Raw genomic sequence first — 17,920 nt, 5'->3', positions numbered from 1 at the left:
TGGCAGCCTGCCTGTGCCACGCATCCGCCTAATGAAAAACCCGGCAGGATCAGCATCTGCTGCATGACAATCACGCCTCGGCCTGATAGCGCTCGGCGACTTCAGACTGACGGATCTCTGAAATCAAACCTTGGCGGGCAGACTGCAGAGCATCCCAACGACCGGCGTCTTTTAACGGTGGAATGGTCACCAGCTCGCGACGATCAAAGCCGACCAGCGCAGCGTCGACCAGATCGCCCACGTCCATGATTTCGCTCAGGGTATTGATGTCGATGCCCGCGCGTTCCCAGATTTCGGTGCGGGTAGCCGCTGGCAGAACAGCTTGCACGTAGACGCCTTTGGGCGAGAGCTCAAGGCTCAGACCTTGCGATAGGAACAGGACAAAGGCCTTGGTCGCGCCGTAGACGGTCATGCCGAATTCCGGTGCCAGTCCGACGACGGAGCCGATGTTGATAATCGCGCCATTGCCGGCGTGTGCCAGGCGCGGGGCGATTGCGCTGGCGAGCCGTACCAGCGCGGTGGTATTGAGCGCGACCAGGTTGGTAACGCTATCGGTGGATTGCTCGATGAAGCTGCCGGATTGGGCGGCTCCCGCATTATTCACAAGGATGCCAATGCTGGCGTCATCGCGCAGACGAGCTTCGACGGTCGCCAAATCAGTGATTTGAGTCAGGTCAGCTTGAATAACGTCAATGGCCACGCCGTATTTCTCACGTAGCCGGGAGGACAGTGCGTCTAACCGGTTTTTGTCGCGGGCAACCAACACCAGATTGTGCCCGCGTTGGGCAAAGCGCTCGGCGTAAGTGGCGCCAATGCCAGTCGAGGCGCCGGTGATGAGTACGGTTTCATTGATGCTCATAATTAGATTCTCTTGAATGGACGTCGATAAGCGATTCAGTCACTGTGACTGTTCAGCGCTGCGCGGAACTGGACTCGGCAAGCGTCGGGTAGTCGATGTAGCCCGCGGCGCCACCGCCATACAGGGTTGCAGGATCGAGTGCTGATAAAGAGGCGGCGGTTTTGAGTCGCTCAACCAGATCGGGGTTGCCAATAAAGGGACGTCCGAAAGCAATGAGGTCCGCCTTGTCATCGTTGAGCGTCGAGGTGGCCAGATTCAGGTCGTAGCCATTGTTGGCGATGTAGGTATTTTTGAAGCGTTGACGCAGGGAGCCAAAGTCGAAGGGCGCAACATCGCGCGGGCCGCCGGTTGCACCTTCGACCACATGAAGGTAAACGAGGCCGATGGCGTCGAGTTGATCGACAACGTAGTCGAATTGGGCTTGCGGATCGGTGCTGGAAACACCGTTGGCAGGCGAGACGGGTGAAAGTCGGATACCCGTTCGCCCAGCACCGATCTCGTTCACCACTGCCGCAGTCACTTCAAGCAACAAGCGAGCGCGATTTTCGACCGAGCCACCGTAGGCATCAGTGCGAACATTGGCACCGTCCTTGAGGAACTGATCCAGCAAATACCCGTTTGCACCATGGATCTCTACGCCGTCAAACCCCGCAGCGATGGCGTTCGACGCCGCCTGGCGAAAGTCGTTAACGATCCCGGGAAGTTCGCTGATATCGAGGGCTCGCGGTTCCGAAACATCCACGAAGAGATTGTTGACGAATACTTTTGTGGCAGGACGCAAAGCAGAGGGCGCTACCGGAGCGGCACCGTTTTCCTGCAGGTCGATGTGGGAAACGCGCCCGACATGCCAGAGTTGCAGGAAAATTCGTCCGCCTTTTTCGTGAACTGCTTCTGTGACTTTGCGCCACCCATCTATCTGCGCCTGGGTATAAATCCCGGGCGTATCTTGATAGCCCTGTCCTTGCTGCGAGATCTGCGAAGCCTCGGAAATCAGCAGGCCTGCGGACGCTCTCTGGCTGTAATAGGTCGCAGCGAACTCGCTCGGTACAAAACCCTCGCCAGCTCGGTTACGGGTCAACGGCGCCATTACGATTCTGTTGGAAAGTGTCAGCGAGCCGAGTGTGTATGGCTCAAACAACGTCTTATCGTTCATATCGTTTCCATAATCGTTGATCAATGACGGCGACGTGCGCCGTGCCCGCGAAGATTCGCGATGACGAGATTTATGATGTCGCTCATGCTCAAAACTGTCAACGCTTTTGATTACGACCAACATCAGAGTATGATGCGGACATTGCTTTGAGATGCAGAGGCGCACGAAATGAAAATCACCAAGACGCAATCACTCGCTAATCGAGCGCATATCGTCGAGACGGCTTCCGAGCTATTTCGTGACCGTGGCTACGATGGCGTGGGGGTGGCGGAACTGATGGCTGCAGCGGGTTTTACGCAAGGTGGTTTCTACAAGCATTTCGGCTCCAAAGCCGATTTGATGGCAGAAGCAGCTGAAAATAGCCTGTCAAAATCCCTATCGAGTGCCAGCGATCTCGACGTTACGGGATTTGTAAATCTGTACGTGTCGAGGGATCACAGAGACGGCAGGGGAGTGGGTTGCACTATGGCAGCACTGTGCGGTGACGCTGCTCGTCAGTCGAGTGAGTTGAAGGCGACCTTTGCCGACGGAATAGAAAATACACTGGCAGCGCTCGAAGAAAAGTACAAAGATGGTCAGGACACGCTGCAGGAAGGAGTGCGAGCAAAGATGATCGACTTGCTGGCGCATGCAATCGGTGCCGTCATGTTGTCGCGCGCCTGCCCGGATGATTCTTCACTCGCTGATGAAATACTCGAAGTTTGCCGCGCTGAGATAATTGCGTCATTGCCGTCGTGTCCAGCTAATGAGTCGCAGGAGAGCACCTGACGACGGGCTCATAACAGAGCGTTTCTCAGTCTGAATCGAAGAAGGAATCGTCCGCTGTTTGTATCTCTAGATGGGCCCAAGGGAACCGGTAAAACCACACTGTTGGAAGCCATCACGAAAGTACTAAGGGCCGACAACAAAAAGGTGATCCGACTCTGCGAGAGTAAAAGCGATCCCTTCAGGGGTGAAACAATGGCTCTCGTTAACCAACTCGTCAGAAATCCCTCCCGGGATTTGGAGTTAAGGGTTTGTGAGCGCTTTGCCGATAGCCGCGCCTGGATTTCCCGGCACGTCCTGCCTAAGCAGCCGCCCGGCAGTATCATCCTGATTGATCGCTGGTACCCGTCAGATGCTGCGTTTCGCCGCATGGTCCCGTTTGCAGAAATTCTGCAGATGAACATTGATCGAAACGTGCGAGTGCCGGACCTGCATGTCGGGGTTGTCACCGACCCTGATATTTCATGGGCGAGAGCCGCAGCACGATCGCGCGGGCTGAGCAGTACGGTGATGCATAAGCTGGAAGAACAGGTCGCCAGTACCAAGGCATTCGAGCGCGCGATTGCGGATCACGGCTGGGTTTTGTGCCGCAATGAAGGAACGATCGAAGACGCAACGATGCAGGTGGTTTCTGAGATCAATAAAGTCCTTATCCGCGCATCTGCGCACACAGCTTGAGGCCCTACGTACCAATCATTTCGCCAGCTAGATTCGCAAGGGCGCGGAGCCTGTCCATCTGCCGCATATCGTGGTGATACCCCATCCAGATATCGCGTCCTGGTGGTTCACTGCCGACGTCTACCAATCTCAGGGCGGTCAATTGATCGCCTAACGCCCGTGGCAAAACCGCCACACCCAATCCGCGGCCGCACATCTGCGCCTGAACGGTACGGCTGCTGCTGGTGAGCACCGTGTTTGCGCGAGGAAACATCTCCTTTAGCCAGAGCACGTCGGGATAGTGAGCCTGTGCTGTGTTCATGAGGATCAACCCGAGGCCTTCTCCGTTTTGGGACGGTGAGAAAGGCAAGTCAGCCGCGACATAGAGCCCATAGCTTAGGGTCGTGAGTCGACGTTGAACGATATCCGGTTCGGTGAACGGCACGATGCGAAAAGCGATATCCGCATCGCGGCGCGTCAGATCGAACAGGCGATGTCCGGCGATGACCTCGGGAACGATCAATGGGTAGCGACGCGACAGTTCGCTGAGTACGGGAGCCAGCACATAGCAGGCGAACCAGTCAGCCGATGAAATCCGCAACAGTCCTTCAGGTTGATCGCTGTCGCCCGCCAGGTGCCGCTCAATGGAAAGCGCGCTTCGCTCCATTTCCTCAGCCAGCCCCAGAATTCTTTCACCGCTGTCCGTCAGGACAAGACCTTGTCCGGTGCGGCGGAAGAAAACCTGCCCGCTGTGCTGCTCAAGAACGTGAAGCCGCCGTCCGACGGTGGGATGACTAACGCCAAGTTGCTTCGCAGCGGCGCCCAGCGAGCCGGTACGGACTATTGCCAGAAAGACGCGTAAGTCGTCCCAGTCCATGGCCCACCTCTAACGAAAATGAACGGCGAAGATGCCGCAATGACCGTTGCGTTGCAACATCCTTCAGGCCGACGCCAATCGCCCTTACAAATATGAACGGAAAACGTGCAGATCTGGCAGTGCCGTGGCCGCTGGCTGACTCCCACAATGGGCGCTTGCCGTGTCTTTCTGGAGTTGCCCAATGACATCCCAACAGGATTTATCACAAGCAGCCGACTCTCGCCGATGGTTTGCTTTCGCTGTTCTTCTGATCGGCGCGTTCCTTCCGCCGCTGGACTTTTTCATCGTCAATGTTGCGTTGCCGTCCATTCGCAGCGGCCTCGCTATTACACCCGCGCAAGTCCAATGGATCATCTCGGGCTATGCCGCCAGTTATGCCGTCTTTCTGATCACTGGAGGTCGCTTGGGCGACCTGCTGGGCCGCCGCCGAGTGTTCCTGACCGGCATCGCCGGATTTGGCGTTTCGTCGCTGATTTGCGGACTGGCCAACTCGCCGACGATGTTGATCTTCGGACGCGTGTTGCAAGGGTTGAGCGCAGCGGCAATGGCGCCGCAAGGGCTGGCGTCCATCCACACGCTATTTCCGGAACACGAACGTTCGCGCGCTTTAGCGGTATATGGCGCGACGATCGGCTTTGCGGCGGTTGTCGCCCAGGCGCTTGGCGGACTGCTGATTTCAGCGAATGTTTTCGACCTGCAATGGCGCGCCATTTTCTTGATCAATCTGCCCATCGTCGCCGCTGTTTTTTTTGGCGGAATACCACTGCTTCCCGATTCGCGAAGTAAAACCCCGGCGCCGTTGGATCGCATTGGCGTATTGCTGTGTGCGCTATCAGTCGGGCTGCTAGTGCTGCCGTTAGTGGAGGGCAGGGAAGCGGGGTGGCCTTGGTGGTTATGCCTGATGCTGCTGAGCTCGCCGATAGCCGCCGTCGGCTTCTGGCGCTACGAAACTGCGCTGGAGCGCCGAGGCGGCACACCATTGGTTAGTCCGCAGTTGAGCCGGGCACCCGGGCTGGTCGCCGGGCTGACGGGGGTATTGTTTTTCTACGTGGTATCCGCGTTCTTTTTAACGTTTTCGATTTACCTGCAAGACGCGCTAGGCGCAACACCATTGGTCTCAGGGCTGATGTTCGTTCCCTTTGGCGTGGGCTTTCTAATTGGCCCTCTGACAACGCCCTTTGCCATCCGCTGGTTCGGCCGTTTTGTACCCGCCATGGGCATGACGCTTGAGGTACTGGGATGCCTGATCCTGAGCGCCGCGGTCGCTGCCGCGCAGGCAGGGGAGAGCCCGCAATTGGCGCTCGTGATCCTGGCGGTGGGATTACTCGGCTTCGGCCAGGGTTGGGCGCTGCCCACACTGATTCGCACGGTTATCGATCGAGCGCCACCAGGCGGCTCGGGAATGATCTCCGGCGTCGTCAATTCGGCATTGCAGATCAGCGCCGCGCTGGGGGTGGCGGTCCTCGGTGGCGTGTTTTACGCGGTCGCCGCGCCTGCGCAAAACCCATCTTCGCTAGCCAACGGTTTTATTGCCGCGCTGCTGGGTATCGCAGCTTGCCTGATGTTTTCAGCGCTGCTGTCTGTTTATGCCTCAATACCTCGTCACTCAGGAGTTAAAACATGTCTGGTAAATTTATCAATCAAGTAGCGGTCGTCACCGGCGGCTCGACCGGCATCGGCTTTGCCATTGCTCAAGCGCTGTTAGCCGAGGGTGCTAGGCGCGTCTATATCACCGGACGTTCGGCTGCAACGTTGGACGCGGCGGTTACCGCACTGGGCAAAAATGCCGTGGCGGTGGTGTCTGACGTCGCTCGGCAGGCCGACCTCGATGCGCTCAAGGCCTTGGTCGAAGCACGGGACGATCAACTCGACGCAGTATTTGCCAATGCCGGTATTTGCGAAAAAAACCCAGTGGGAGAAACGACCGAAGCCGCTTACTACAACACGTTCGATATTAACGTTAAGGGCGTATTTTTCACTGTTCAGACGCTGTTGCCATTGATGAAGGACGGCTCATCAATCGTTCTGACTGCCTCCATTTGCTCCAGCAACGGGATGGAAGGCCTGAGTCTATACAACGCTTCAAAGGCTGCGGTTCGTTCATTCGCACGGACGTGGGCCAATGAGCTCAAAGGCCGAAAAATTCGCGCGAACGTGCTCAGCCCTGGCTTTACCAGGACACCGTTGATGGACAACGGACTGAAGATGGATGAGAGCCAGATCGAAGCACTGAAAAGTCACGTAGGACAAATCGTACCGCTGGGCTACATGGCCCAACCGGAACAAATAGCGGCGTCCGCGCTGTTCCTTGCATCCGCTGACGCCAGTTATGTCAACGGCGTGGAACTGATGGTCGACGGTGGTCTTTCACAAATCTGAGGGTTGCTCAAACAGTCGGAAAATACAGCGAAAACCGAATAGTCCCGGGCTGGAGTTGCTCAACACTCACATTACCGCCATGCAATTGCATGATCGCCACGACGATGGGTTCGAGGCGATCAGCCTGGACATGCCGAATGCGCTGCATCCACAAACGCTGCTGGCACTGGGGATCTGATGAGGCGAACACTTTAATCACTGGAAGCTGAATTGGGGAGTCGCAAGAAAGGGGCTTGGGAGAAGTTCCACCCATACACATCATTTAACATAATATACATTATGCGTACCAGTCTATGGGGAGCTGGGGGCTCTGAGCACGTGTCGTTGTCACTTTAAAATCAGAAAAATCATTTTAAAAAAATATTATCGAAAATTCATAGGCCTAGAAAATCACGAAAATGATTCTTCGTGGTTCAGGCATATAAAGTAATCGGCGCTGTCCCACGCAGTACAAAATAGATTCCACGATCATCATCGGCCTCATACGACATTTTAGCTCTTCGCAGCCATATGGAAGCATGCCTGTCGTCGGAGCCCGCAGTTCCGGAAGAAATCGCGTGAAATTGTCCTAGATTCGCGTATCCGTGCTCTGTATGCGAGTTCATCTGTTCGTTTGATATAAGGGGTCTTTTGGTTACAGTTTGTTCGTTTAAGGCATTGCTTATGGCACAGGTCCATCTACAAGCACGTCGCTGTGTGAAATCTGCAGCGTTCGGCGTGGAGTTGGCGCGCAAATTTCAAGGACTGCCGCACGTGAAAAGACATGCTTAGTGATTTAGGCATATGAAGTAATCGGCGCGGTAGTTCTCGGAAAAAATCGCGTGAAATAGCTGGTTAACCAAATATAGGAAGTTCTAGCGAAATCTAGTGATGTCTACCAAATTTTACTAGACATCACTAGGTTTCGCCGTTTACATACATGGAGATGCTGACGTTTTAGCGGTGCACACCTTACACTTGAAGGCTGTGGAGCTTTCCTCCCACCAAATACCCTGGACGCTCACCACAACCTGGCTAGATGAAAAGCTCAGTAAAACGCTAGTCTGGTACCGTTGTTAACTACAATTTTGACTTGTTAACTGCGGTGGTTAACAAGTCAAAAAACAAGTTTACAGAGTAATGCTGAATCTGCGTGTTAGCCCTTGATTCACTTGGCGCGCCTAGGATTTCAAAGCTCCGTAATTCTGTTCGAACTCTGGGGTTTGCCAGGCGAAATGTATAGCCTTATTATCACTTGTGCTTCACTGTCAACAGCGACCGCAATCATCGGATTTGGTGGGGGTTGTCTCTCCTTATCTACCAATACAACGTCAAGTTCAAACCTGAAAATTTCAACAGACATCACCATTTGGCATGCTGCTAGATTAGGTTTGAGCTCATCAGGGCGTGAGGAAATATCATGTCTGACGAGTGATTTGTGCTATTGGGGATAGTCTATGCAGCACCAACCGCCAGAGGCGCCTTAACAGGCTATATATGGAGAGCATCAGCCAACTCAACTAAATGGATGTTTAGTTGAGCTATTCAACGGGGCACCAATATGGCAATCCCGAAATCCCCGCCTTCTCTGCCACGATCGCTACGCTCTGCTGCGCACGAGTGACAGCAACGTAAAAAGCCGATGCTGGCCCTGGTTCCAGCGAAACTCCTTTCTGGAGGAAATTGAGTATCGGAGCGGTAGGAACGATCAGAACCCGCTCATAGGTAGCGCCTTTCGAGACCTTGAAATTCAGAAAATCCAAGTCGTAATCCTTGCCAGAGCTCGCCGCATTACGCAGGCATTGCGGGCGAAATTGGGCGGCGTAACTACCTACGTGCTTTTTCTGTAAGAGAAACACCCCGTCGTGTTCAGTCCTTGTTTCATTCAGTGACTCGGTCGCAGGGAACAACCAGCTAGCGTCAAAAATGGTGTCGGAGAATGCGGCGACGCTTGGGTGACAGCGCCACGTGAGAACCCTCTCACTAATTTCCAATATGCCTTTTTTCTCACGCGCCCTGAACCAATGAATTGCATCGGTATATGCGTACTTTCGGTTCTTCGAACCACGTGGATTAGTGGCCAATACAGATTGGCGAATATCACCGACCATTCGGATGTCGATCGACGAATGAAGCAGAACGTCGAGAATTTCCCAGTCGTAACTGCTAAGGTCTTGCACCTCATCCACTAGGATCTCATCATAGAGGCATTCCAGCCGGTGAAGCAGCGCTCCCCTACTCTCTTCTATTAATTCGAAAGCTAGGCGTCCGAGCTCACAAGCATATGCCGCACCGTTGGAATTTAAAAATCGCTTGAGCCCCTTTACCATCATGGGCGGACGACCCTCGAAATCAAATCCAAGAACACGTTTGCCAGGATGCTTAAAAGGTAAGAAAGGCTTAGCGAAATGACGGAGAAGGAAGGTGTACCAACCCATCACTTCAATACCCTGATGGTCTCCTGCGTACATCTCAATTCGGTGTCGAAGTTCCTCTTGGTTAGTCTGGGTAAACGTCACGACCAGCGCACGACGAGCCAGAGGGAGCGCTGCGCAATGATCGACAACTCCTTGGGTCTTACGGGATCCCGCCACTGCTAATGTCAGATAGTTAGCCATAGATAAACTCGGCAGCGGCGACCATGTAAGCCGGCGGGACTAGCGCCAGCTTGGACTGTGCGATCCGGAGGGCGCCCTCTGTTTTCTCCCTTTGCATCCAGGTCTCGAGGACCGCCGAATCTGTGATTCCAAGAATTTCACGCATGGCTTTCTCGCCATTGTGCGAGGTCAGTTGTGGCTCCAGCGTTCTCCCTGTCTCCACCGTCCCTATAAACAGCTCTCGCCTGCCAGCGGTCAGCAAATGCTCCACTGGTGCTCGTAGTTCCGCGGGATCCAACCCATCATTGTCGCGTAGGACAGCCACTGGCTTGTCGAGTGCTTCACATAGTTGCAGGCAGCGGGAAAGCGCGAGGCCGCGCATGCTCAGAACGTCTGATGCCGCATGCCATTGGATATAGGCCATACCGGTCAAGAAAGATTCGTTCGAATATGATCTCATCGGATGGCCCTTCAACGAGCACAATTTTTTTCGCGAGCGCCATTCTCAGCGTGTCGTATCCGGGTAACCGCTGGAAGTAAGACACCGTCGTTGGCTCAAGCTCGGTAATCTTTGTCGCCGTACTTCGGCCAATCAAGATCAATGAGCCGAGACCCAGTCGGTTTAATACGTATGTGCTATGGGTTGTGATGAACAATTGTTGTTGATCACCTGCCAATTTCTCTATGCGAGCCAATAGCGTGGTCAAGCTGGTATGTGACAGATGATTCTCCGGCTCCTCAATCATCACGATATTCGCTTTCTCAGCATGGCGGCTCATTGCCAGCGAAATCTTTATGGAGGCCTGCTCACCCTGCCCTGACATTGAAAAAGGCACGTCGTTAACATGAGGCGTCACTGCGGCTTCCCAAGACGTCCTTGAGCTCTGATCCATCGCCAAAGACATCGGCTGCTCCTGCAGTGATGCCTCCAGGATACCCAGACGCTTGTTGACGTCCTTTAGCGCGTTATCGGACATCGAAGCTTTGACGTCCCGATAGGCAAGTGAGATTGACGCCTTCTCGGCAGGCTCTAGGTGATCACTGAGAATCTGGCGAAGATGGTAATCGACGCCGCTTGATGATCTGACAGTCCTGGAGTCGATTATGCCTACAGCGAGCTGCCTTGGCCGTTTCGTAAGTTGCTGGTCTGCGAAGGAGCGCCATTCGAGGGTGTAGTACTCGACGGGCAACAATAACGATGGAGACTTTAGCCACTCCTCCAATTCCGGAGCGTACTCGGTGTTTGGCAAGACTTTGAGAGAAACACCTGGGCACGCATTGGTTGGGACGTCACTATTGATAGCGCCACAGAGAGATTGCAGATCAGCCCTGTTATCAAAAAATAGCTCGATAGAAATCTCTGGCAATGCAACCCGTTCACCTGCGCGATGCGCTTTGAGGAAATCGGCAACCAATAACGTGTTGAACCAGTAGGGATTGAGCTCTTCCGTAGCAGTTCGCCCTCCTACACGCCCCGTTAGCGCCAAAGCTACCGCCTCCATCAGGGAAGACTTGCCCGCCTCATTTCCGCCTACCAGCAAGTTCAGCTTTGGGTTTGGCAACAACACAAAGTCTTTGTAAATTCGGTAACCATGGATCTTTATTTTGGTGATCAATGCCGTCATCCTTTGAGGCAGAACGTTTTGATGAGTGATCAGAGAGCTACAAGCAGGTTTGGTGAACACACGCTGTAGCTTCTCAGCATAGTCTCAAAATATAGGTAGGCTTTCTGAATGAAGCTGCATTGATATCGCGCTGATGCGGTCGCAACGCTGTTCGATGCTGCATAGCCGCTGAATTTATCTCTTTGCCAAAGTGCTGGACTCGGTCGTCTAGGTCATCACGCGCTATAATCCCTAAGGTATTCTCCTTTACTATCAGTCGTGACTTTTCAACTGATATGCGGGCTATCAATATGATTGCAAACAAAAAACCTTTAGAAAAAGACAGTTTTTAAGAGATATTGGCAATCAAGCGCCGACTTAGGGACAAGCTAATTAGTGCGGTATACGCAGCAGATCAAGATAGCCTTGAACTTGCTGCGGAATATGTCAAAGCTGCGTTGCGCGGAGTCGCTCCTATACCTAGACCCAAAAGGTTTAGCAGGCTAGGCGATGAGGAGTGAGCTCGGTGGTCAGAAAAGGTGACCATTAGCCGAACTGCTTTCTCTGTAAGTAGCCACACCTCTATCCCAAATAATTTAAAGCATTCGTGCCATGCATCAGACGCGCCGCTTCGCGATATGAAAGCTTCCCAAGCGGACTTACGTCATGACAGCCTCGGCACGACGTATAGCACCTGCTACAACATCTTGGACGTACAACGAGCCACATCAGTTAAGGCGCTGAAAATTCGAAAGGAACTCCCTGAAATTGAGTTCAGCCAAGGCAGAGTCGCAGTCAATCAATCCTCTCCTCCGTCAATAAACTTGCTAACGCCATGACCAGCCCCACCTGGGGAGTACTGTCACCCACATATGTGTATTGATGCTTCAATCCGTCGGCTTGGTTGGCTGCGTGTGATGACATCCGTGCTTTACAGATCAAGACCCATGGCGATGGTAGGCGCCGCATCAGTGATCAGATTGATCCACAGAGGTGCCAATATCCCCATAATCCACGCCGACAGCAGCGAAGAGCATGCCCACTACTGATGTTTTGGATAGGGAGTATGAGCAAGCCAAGTCACGGGGGTCTGATCCAGATCAGATTCAAACGCCGTCAGCGGAGTACAAAGGAATGAACCGTGTGGTTCATCACCACGCACCAACCTTTTGGACCGAATGGAGGATCACCCCATGCTCACCGTTAAAGAGCACAATGATCGAGCCGTCGCAGCCTATGCCGCGGTCACCGGTAAATACTGGATCGAAGCGCTCAAGGACGGCCGCCACGTTTTGATCCGTCCCTTGGCGGAACAAGACCGCGACCGCGAATACGCTTTCATCAAGCGCCTGTCTCCCGAGTCCCGGCACATGCGCTTTCTCGCGCAGATCAGCGAACCGGGAGCCGCCCTGCTCAACCAATTGATGGACACCGATAACAAGCAACGCACGGCCTACGTCGCGCTAGTCCATGAAAATGGTCAACTGATCGAGATCGGCGTAGCTCGCTACGCTGCCGTCGGGGAAAGTGAGTGCGAATGCGCGGTGACGGTCGCCGATGAATGGAACCACCTGGGCCTGGGCTCGGCGTTGATGGAGCATTTGATCAAATCCGCTCGCAAGAATGGTTTCCGCCAGATGTATTCGGTGGACGCCTCCAGCAATACTCCGATGCGCGATCTGGCGAAATCACTGGGTTTCGAAACGCACAGCGATCCTGACGACACCCGCCAGGTCATTCACCGGCTTTACCTGTAAAAAATCGCCCTGTGGTATTCCAGACAACGGTCCATCACGGGGCAATTCAGCATTCAGGATTGGAGCCCCCTGCCCGGTTTGATCGCCAGCACACTGCACGGAGCTAGATGCAAGAGTTGGTCCGCCGTGGTGCCCAGGAGTTAGTTCAACCCCTTGTGCTGCACCGTCCCCTTCACCATCACGTCAGCCCGGTGCTCAGTTGCAAAATCACAGATCCCCGAGCGACAACAGCTAGGTGCGGCCGGTTATAACCAGCGTCACGATCAAGGCCTGTTTGAGATTAAACGCACCACTGACTTTGATCGGTTCGTGGGTGCCCGTGGCGGGCCTGGGGGAAACATCAGGCACAGACCGTACAAAGCTATAGCGACGAAACCACACAACAGCGGGAACACTTAAAGGAATAAGGGATACATGCTTCTTATGGACTGTTAGCCTCCCAGGCCTGAGCTGTAATTTTCGGTTTCCAGCCAGTTAGCGATTCTGAAAAGTTAAGGGTTCACCAACGGTAACGTCACCACGAACTCACTCCCCTTTCCATTACCCTCGCTCATGCCGATGACCTCGCCGCCGTGTGCTTCGACCAACTCCCGAACTACGGTCAACCCAATGCCCAAGCCAGCACCGTTGAAACCTATGGCGTGCTTGTCTTGAACATAAGGGTCAAAAATGAACGGGAGTGCTTCGGCCGAAACACCGATACCATTGTCGGAGATGCTTATTCTCAAAACGTCGGCCCCTACCGTTACAGACAGTTTGATTTTGCCGCCTACCGGAGTGTACTTGGCCGCATTGGCCAGTAAATTATGGAGAATCTGGGCAAGGCGTCCTGGGTCGCCATTCACCTTAAAGATGCCATCGGGAAGATGAACATCGAAATGCTGATTTTGCGCGATCATCACGGGGCCACACACATCAATAGCGCCGCTCAGAATTGGCATCATATCGATATCGCGGCGGTCGATTCGCAACTTACCCGTACTGGCGCGAGATACGTCGAGCAGATCATCGACCAGCTGTGAAATATGCTGCACTTGGCTCTCGATCAACTCACGCATCCGCGGTAGTTGGTCGCTAGGTAGCCGAACCATACGCTCTGCAATCATACTGATGGGGGTTAATGGACTTCGCAGCTCGTGGGCCACCGTCGCCAAGATGCTTTTTTGCTGGCTCAATGCGCGCTCAGCCGTTGCCTGAAGGTCTTGAGCGCTGAGCGCTGCTATAACCAACTTCGTATTAGCCTCGCGCAGCTTAAGGTACAAACGCTGCTCCTCCAAACGAGGGGGTGTTACGGCGTCTGTTTGCGCCAGAAGTATCGCCAGTACCAACTGCTGATTGGCTTCAATCAATTGCTCGACCTGCTGGGTATCCACCAGCCTGTTGCTGGCGTCGCTCAACTGTTTTTGCAGTGCTGCTAACACGGTGCGTGCTTCGACGGTTTTTTGGCCGAGCAGAAAAAGTTCGTGAGCGGTATTGGCCATCTCACGCTCATTCTTGCTACCGGCATTACTCATGAGTTGGGCTCAAACATTTTGATTCCCTGCGTGTTCCGCTCCTGAACTCTGTTTGGTCGGTCTACCACCGAGCAGCCCCTCCTGATCAGCCAGCATTTCGCCAATCTGCAAGCCGTTATCGTCAATGTGGTACTGGCGCAATTCATCGGAATGGTCGCTGGCGCGGACCTTGACTACCGCCATAATCCGTAACAAGCGGCTCCGCACTTCAATGTAGCGCTGAACGATGATCGCGTCGGTGAGAAAAGCCGTGCCGTGAGGGCTGAAACGCAGGTCGGTGTAGCGGTCTTCCAACTCCGAAGTCATCAGGACGCTGACCCCGGCGCCGGTCAGCGCGGTGACCATGCGTGACAGCGACTCGCGGAAGTCTTCGCGGAAGGTCGGCGCCAGCGCCAACTCGAAGCCTGACAACGAATCGATTACCAGGCGGGTGGCTTTGAGGCGGCTGATTTCGCTGAGCAGCAACTGGACGATTTCATCGATGGACAGGTCCGGCGCGCGACTGTCCACCAGGCCAACCTGACCGTTCTGAATCAAACCGGCCAACATAGCGTTTTGCGAGTGGTTGGGCCGTTGTTCGAACACCGCGATCACACCGGTTTCGCCGTTGCGTGCGCCTTCGGCGAGGAAGGTCGCGGCCAGGATGCTTTTGCCCGAGCCCGACGGCCCGGCCACCAGCAATGAATAACCCTGGGGTAAACCGCCGCCGAGCATATCGTCGAGCTGCGGCACACCCATTTTTAGGCGTTTGATCGGGAACGCCAGCGATGCTTCAACCGGGTTGAGTGTTGCTGGCGCAAAGACCTTGATCCCCGACGTCGCGATGCGGAAGGTGTGCAGCCCCGGTAATGTTGGCTGGCCGCGCATCTTCATGATTTCCATCTTGCGCACCATCGAGTTGCGTTGAACGCTCTGGCGCAGCCAGATCAGGCCATCGGCGACGGTGAAGATCGGGTTGGTGTCGGTTTCGGTGAAGTATTCGCCAATCAGGAAGGTCGTCGCCTGCCATGTGGTCATCAACATGCCGAGCTGCTGGACGAACTGCGGCAGGTTGTTGTTGGGGTTGTCCTGGGTCTGGCTGGCCAGGACCACGGAGCGGAACGAATCGACAAACACCAGCGACGGCGAGTGAGCCTCCACCTCGCTGACGATGCGTCGCAACACTTCGTCCAGGTCACCGGCGAGGGTGTCGTCGGCGAGGTTTACATAGCGGATCGACTGATTGATCGCTTCGCTGTCGAAAAAGTCGAATTGCTGCTGATAACGCAGCATCTTCAGCGGCGGCTCGCCGAGTACGGTAAAGAACAACGCCGGGCGTTCAGGCGTTGCCAAGGCAAACATCATCTGATGCGCCAGGGTGGTTTTGCCGCAGCCAGGAGGGCCGGCGATCAGGTTGAACGAAAACTCCGGCAAACCTCCGCCCAGCACCTCGTCCAGGCCTGGCACGCCGGTGGCCAGACGGTTGATAGTCACTTTGGAGCTCATGGTGAATTTTCCTGCGAAGGGGTGTCGCTCAAAGAAGGTTCCCACACGCCACGAAGCAAACGTGCGGTGAGCGAGGGACCGATCAGCGTGGTCAGCAACTCATAAAACGTGGTCAGCAGCTCTTCACCAAAGAACAGTGCATCGACTTCGCTTTGCCCTGCGAGTACGGATTTGAGGGCAATCAGGTCCAGCGCGGCCTGCACACTGCCAAAGGTGCCGGCCAGATGCGAATGAGTAGAGGTGCACAGATGAAGGCTGCGGCGGTAGAGCGCGACAACCCCTTGCTGGCCGATGATCGGCGTCAGGGCTGCGTCCATATCTTGCAAAATTGAAACGATCGCTTGGGCGACCTTTGCATTCTCAGCGTTGGGCCTATCCCGGTGCGCCAAAGAAGCTACGATCTGACGGTGCTCTTCACTTTGCGTGGACATGGCTAACTGATATTTGATGACTAGTGCCGATGGTACTCCCTTTGAGACATTAATTGGACTTATCACATTCAGCATGTCGATTGCGCTCATTTATGATGCTGTAAGGGGTTATTTTTCAGCAGATTGTTATTTAATATCTGGCCTTTTGTTGCCTGGCGTATATGACTGGAATCGCTTGATCAGGTCGGGCACTAAATTAGTTCAGTCGATGGTGGATGTGCGCAACTTATAAAGGATCTCCATTCTTCATATGCATCGTTTGACGCAACGCGGCTTCATCCCATGAAGCTAAAAGACCTGCTTAATAAAAGCCATCATAATTTTATTAGAGGAACGTCGAAATAGCTGAGGTGATCGGGCGCTACAAAAAAACGGCAGTTTTAGAAAAAAGTAATTTACCGCCCTAAACTTCTAAGCAAACACTTATTAGTAGTTGAAGGCGGCGCATGACATACCAAAGAAAAGTCGAATCTACTGACGACTGTCTACACTTTCTGAGGCCATGTACCTTCCACGACTTGGGTGTCAACCGTCATAAATCGACGGCTGACAGTCCCATACAGGGTCCATCCGAGCATGGTGACAATACCGCCCAACATCATTGCATCGGCACCGGAGCTATAGAGCGCGTAGTAGCTATACGCAGCTGCGATATAGGCAATGCCATTGGTTAACATAGCCTTGCGAGGAGTGACACCAGCAGCCTTTTGAATGGTCATCAAGGCGGCCATTGACATCAAATATGGAACCAGGTTTGTCACCACCGCCAGGTTGACGATCATGTCGAACTGTTTGCTCAGGTCCGGGCTGATGGTCATCAGCGTCAACACACTCTGGCAGACCACCAGCACCAGCATGCCGACAATGGGTGTGCCGGACTTGGTCGTCTTGGCGAAAAGCTTCAGGAAATAGCCGACATCGGCCGAGCTTTTGAACACCTGGGCAATCGTGAACTGCCAGCCGAGCAGCGAACCGATACAGGCAATGATCATCAGCCCCATGACAATGTTGCCTATCAGTGGCGTGAACATGGTGGCGAACGCCAGCCCGAACGGCGCGGTGGAGGCCGCAAGGTCCATGTTCGGTACAATCCCGGCGATCACGTTAGTCGACGCGATATAGATGACCGCTGCGCCGATGGTCCCGCCCAATACTGCGATCGGCACATTACGCTCTGGATTTTCCACGGCGTCGGTGTTCGCACACGCCGATTCGAGGCCAAGAAAGGCCCACAGGGTTATCGAGATCGAAGCGCCTACCGCATGAAAAATAGGCATGTCGTGTGGGTTCCAGGCGGCGACGTACAGCGATGAATCGAACCAGAACCAGCCCAGTATCGAAACCCCCAGCACCGGAATGATGACGCCCATGATGGTGACATTGCCGATCTGACCGGTAATGTGCGGACCGCCAAAGTTGGCAATGGTGGTCAACCACAGCAGCACCACGGTAGCTACGGCGACACCGATAGGCGTCAACGTCACATGGAACAACTCCGTCGCATACCCTACTGCAGTAATCGCGATGGCTACGTTGGCGATCAGCAGCGACACGCCATAGGTATAGTTGGACATGAAGTTGCCGGAGCGACCAAAGGCGTATTCGGCATACCCTCCCATACCGCCAGGCTTGCGGCTGAAACGCCCGCACTTGGCGAAGGCATAGGCCAGGGCCAGCGAACCGAGTGCCGTCACGATCCACGAGAAAATCGATATCGTGCCCACTTGCGCAAGCTTGGACGGCAGCAGGACGATGCCCGACCCCAGCATGTTGATGGCCGTCAGCACGGTGAGCTGCACCACGCTCATCTTCTTCACGATAGTTCCCATATTTGAACTCCAAAAACGCTCCTTCGCGGAGCGC

15 protein-coding genes and 1 pseudogene are annotated in these 17,920 nt (G+C 54.3%); 5 read left to right on the top strand and 11 right to left on the bottom strand.

The features are described 5' to 3' along the window. Nucleotides 1–70: 70 nt before the first annotated feature. Together NK667_RS10990 and NK667_RS10985 are read right to left on the bottom strand one after the other, a co-directional pair. Nucleotides 71–859, bottom strand: a complete 789-nt coding sequence (locus NK667_RS10990; protein WP_054614715.1) for an SDR family NAD(P)-dependent oxidoreductase — start codon at nucleotides 857–859, stop codon at nucleotides 71–73. Nucleotides 860–911: 52 nt separating this feature from the next. After that, a complete protein-coding gene (locus NK667_RS10985) occupies nucleotides 912–2,012 on the bottom strand; it encodes an alkene reductase (protein WP_054614714.1) in 1,101 nt (366 codons plus the stop codon). Between the two features lie 168 nt (nucleotides 2,013–2,180). Here NK667_RS10985 and NK667_RS10980 point away from each other — a divergent pair, with 168 nt between their 5' ends. Both NK667_RS10980 and NK667_RS10975 read left to right on the top strand, forming a co-directional pair. Further along, entirely contained in the window at nucleotides 2,181–2,780 is a 600-nt protein-coding gene (locus NK667_RS10980) for a TetR/AcrR family transcriptional regulator (RefSeq protein ID WP_054614713.1), read from the top strand. 30 nt (nucleotides 2,781–2,810) lie between these two features. Continuing rightward, nucleotides 2,811–3,455: a dTMP kinase gene (locus NK667_RS10975; RefSeq protein WP_054614712.1), complete on the top strand. Its 645-nt coding sequence runs from the start codon at nucleotides 2,811–2,813 to the stop codon at nucleotides 3,453–3,455. 4 nt (nucleotides 3,456–3,459) lie between these two features. Here NK667_RS10975 and NK667_RS10970 read toward each other — a convergent pair whose 3' ends face one another. Next, complete coding sequence (locus NK667_RS10970; RefSeq protein ID WP_054614711.1) at nucleotides 3,460–4,311, bottom strand: LysR family transcriptional regulator; 852 nt, start codon at nucleotides 4,309–4,311, stop codon at nucleotides 3,460–3,462. 181 nt (nucleotides 4,312–4,492) lie between these two features. Here NK667_RS10970 and NK667_RS10965 point away from each other — a divergent pair, with 181 nt between their 5' ends. Beyond that, nucleotides 4,493–5,959 carry an MFS transporter gene (locus tag NK667_RS10965; RefSeq protein ID WP_054614710.1) on the top strand — a complete coding sequence of 489 codons (1,467 nt, stop codon included), beginning with the start codon at nucleotides 4,493–4,495 and terminating at the stop codon, nucleotides 5,957–5,959. Continuing rightward, on the top strand, nucleotides 5,932–6,690 hold the full coding sequence (locus NK667_RS10960; protein WP_054045907.1) for an SDR family oxidoreductase: 759 nt from the start codon (nucleotides 5,932–5,934) through the stop codon (nucleotides 6,688–6,690). The genes NK667_RS10965 and NK667_RS10960 overlap by 28 nt, the downstream gene beginning before the upstream one ends. A gap of 1,520 nt (nucleotides 6,691–8,210) precedes the next feature. Here NK667_RS10960 and NK667_RS10955 read toward each other — a convergent pair. From NK667_RS10955 to NK667_RS10945, 3 genes are all read right to left on the bottom strand, one after another. Beyond that, nucleotides 8,211–9,287, bottom strand: coding sequence for a UvrD-helicase domain-containing protein (locus tag NK667_RS10955; RefSeq protein WP_054614709.1), 1,077 nt, complete (start codon nucleotides 9,285–9,287; stop codon nucleotides 8,211–8,213). Continuing rightward, the gene (locus NK667_RS10950) at nucleotides 9,280–9,537 is read right to left on the bottom strand and encodes a hypothetical protein (protein WP_236708582.1); all 258 of its coding nucleotides are present in this window, start codon (nucleotides 9,535–9,537) and stop codon (nucleotides 9,280–9,282) included. Before NK667_RS10950 ends, NK667_RS10955 begins: the two co-directional genes overlap by 8 nt. 70 nt (nucleotides 9,538–9,607) lie before the next feature. Then, nucleotides 9,608–10,882, bottom strand: a complete 1,275-nt coding sequence (locus NK667_RS10945; RefSeq protein WP_236708581.1) for an ATP-dependent nuclease — start codon at nucleotides 10,880–10,882, stop codon at nucleotides 9,608–9,610. Between the two features lie 1,181 nt (nucleotides 10,883–12,063). Between NK667_RS10945 and NK667_RS10940 the strand changes: the two genes are divergently transcribed. Next, entirely contained in the window at nucleotides 12,064–12,627 is a 564-nt protein-coding gene (locus NK667_RS10940) for a GNAT family N-acetyltransferase (RefSeq protein ID WP_054614708.1), read from the top strand. Between the two features lie 53 nt (nucleotides 12,628–12,680). On the opposite strand, the pseudogene NK667_RS10935 reads toward NK667_RS10940, so the two are convergent. The 5 genes and pseudogenes from NK667_RS10935 to potE form a co-directional block, all read right to left on the bottom strand. Further along, nucleotides 12,681–12,842 (bottom strand): annotated as a pseudogene (locus tag NK667_RS10935) (universal stress protein); the annotation flags it as partial. Between the two features lie 276 nt (nucleotides 12,843–13,118). Further along, nucleotides 13,119–14,141, bottom strand: coding sequence for a sensor histidine kinase (locus tag NK667_RS10930; RefSeq protein WP_054614707.1), 1,023 nt, complete (start codon nucleotides 14,139–14,141; stop codon nucleotides 13,119–13,121). Between the two features lie 9 nt (nucleotides 14,142–14,150). Further along, on the bottom strand, nucleotides 14,151–15,626 hold the full coding sequence (locus tag NK667_RS10925; protein WP_054614706.1) for an ATPase domain-containing protein: 1,476 nt from the start codon (nucleotides 15,624–15,626) through the stop codon (nucleotides 14,151–14,153). After that, a complete protein-coding gene (locus tag NK667_RS10920; protein WP_236708580.1) occupies nucleotides 15,623–16,147 on the bottom strand; it encodes a hypothetical protein in 525 nt (174 codons plus the stop codon). Before NK667_RS10920 ends, NK667_RS10925 begins: the two co-directional genes overlap by 4 nt. A gap of 395 nt (nucleotides 16,148–16,542) precedes the next feature. Next, a complete protein-coding gene (gene potE, locus NK667_RS10915; RefSeq protein ID WP_054614704.1) occupies nucleotides 16,543–17,886 on the bottom strand; it encodes a putrescine-ornithine antiporter in 1,344 nt (447 codons plus the stop codon). Nucleotides 17,887–17,920: the final 34 nt, after the last annotated feature.

The sequence above is a fragment of the Pseudomonas nunensis genome (genome assembly GCF_024296925.1).
In the GTDB taxonomy this organism is placed as follows: Bacteria; Pseudomonadota; Gammaproteobacteria; order Pseudomonadales; family Pseudomonadaceae; genus Aquipseudomonas; species Aquipseudomonas nunensis.
This window is presented reverse-complemented; position numbering and strand designations above follow the sequence as displayed.

Coding starts and splice junctions, on each gene's coding strand:
- NK667_RS10955 (WP_054614709.1), bottom strand. CDS start 9,287: ATGGCTAACTATCTGACATTAGCAGTGGCGGGATCCCGTAAGACCCAA.
- NK667_RS10920 (WP_236708580.1), bottom strand. CDS start 16,147: ATGAGCGCAATCGACATGCTGAATGTGATAAGTCCAATTAATGTCTCA.
- NK667_RS10960 (WP_054045907.1), top strand. CDS start 5,932: ATGTCTGGTAAATTTATCAATCAAGTAGCGGTCGTCACCGGCGGCTCG.
- NK667_RS10965 (WP_054614710.1), top strand. CDS start 4,493: ATGACATCCCAACAGGATTTATCACAAGCAGCCGACTCTCGCCGATGG.
- NK667_RS10970 (WP_054614711.1), bottom strand. CDS start 4,311: ATGGACTGGGACGACTTACGCGTCTTTCTGGCAATAGTCCGTACCGGC.
- potE (WP_054614704.1), bottom strand. CDS start 17,886: ATGGGAACTATCGTGAAGAAGATGAGCGTGGTGCAGCTCACCGTGCTG.
- NK667_RS10925 (WP_054614706.1), bottom strand. CDS start 15,626: ATGAGCTCCAAAGTGACTATCAACCGTCTGGCCACCGGCGTGCCAGGC.
- NK667_RS10940 (WP_054614708.1), top strand. CDS start 12,064: ATGCTCACCGTTAAAGAGCACAATGATCGAGCCGTCGCAGCCTATGCC.
- NK667_RS10990 (WP_054614715.1), bottom strand. CDS start 859: ATGAGCATCAATGAAACCGTACTCATCACCGGCGCCTCGACTGGCATT.
- NK667_RS10985 (WP_054614714.1), bottom strand. CDS start 2,012: ATGAACGATAAGACGTTGTTTGAGCCATACACACTCGGCTCGCTGACA.
- NK667_RS10980 (WP_054614713.1), top strand. CDS start 2,181: ATGAAAATCACCAAGACGCAATCACTCGCTAATCGAGCGCATATCGTC.
- NK667_RS10930 (WP_054614707.1), bottom strand. CDS start 14,141: ATGAGTAATGCCGGTAGCAAGAATGAGCGTGAGATGGCCAATACCGCT.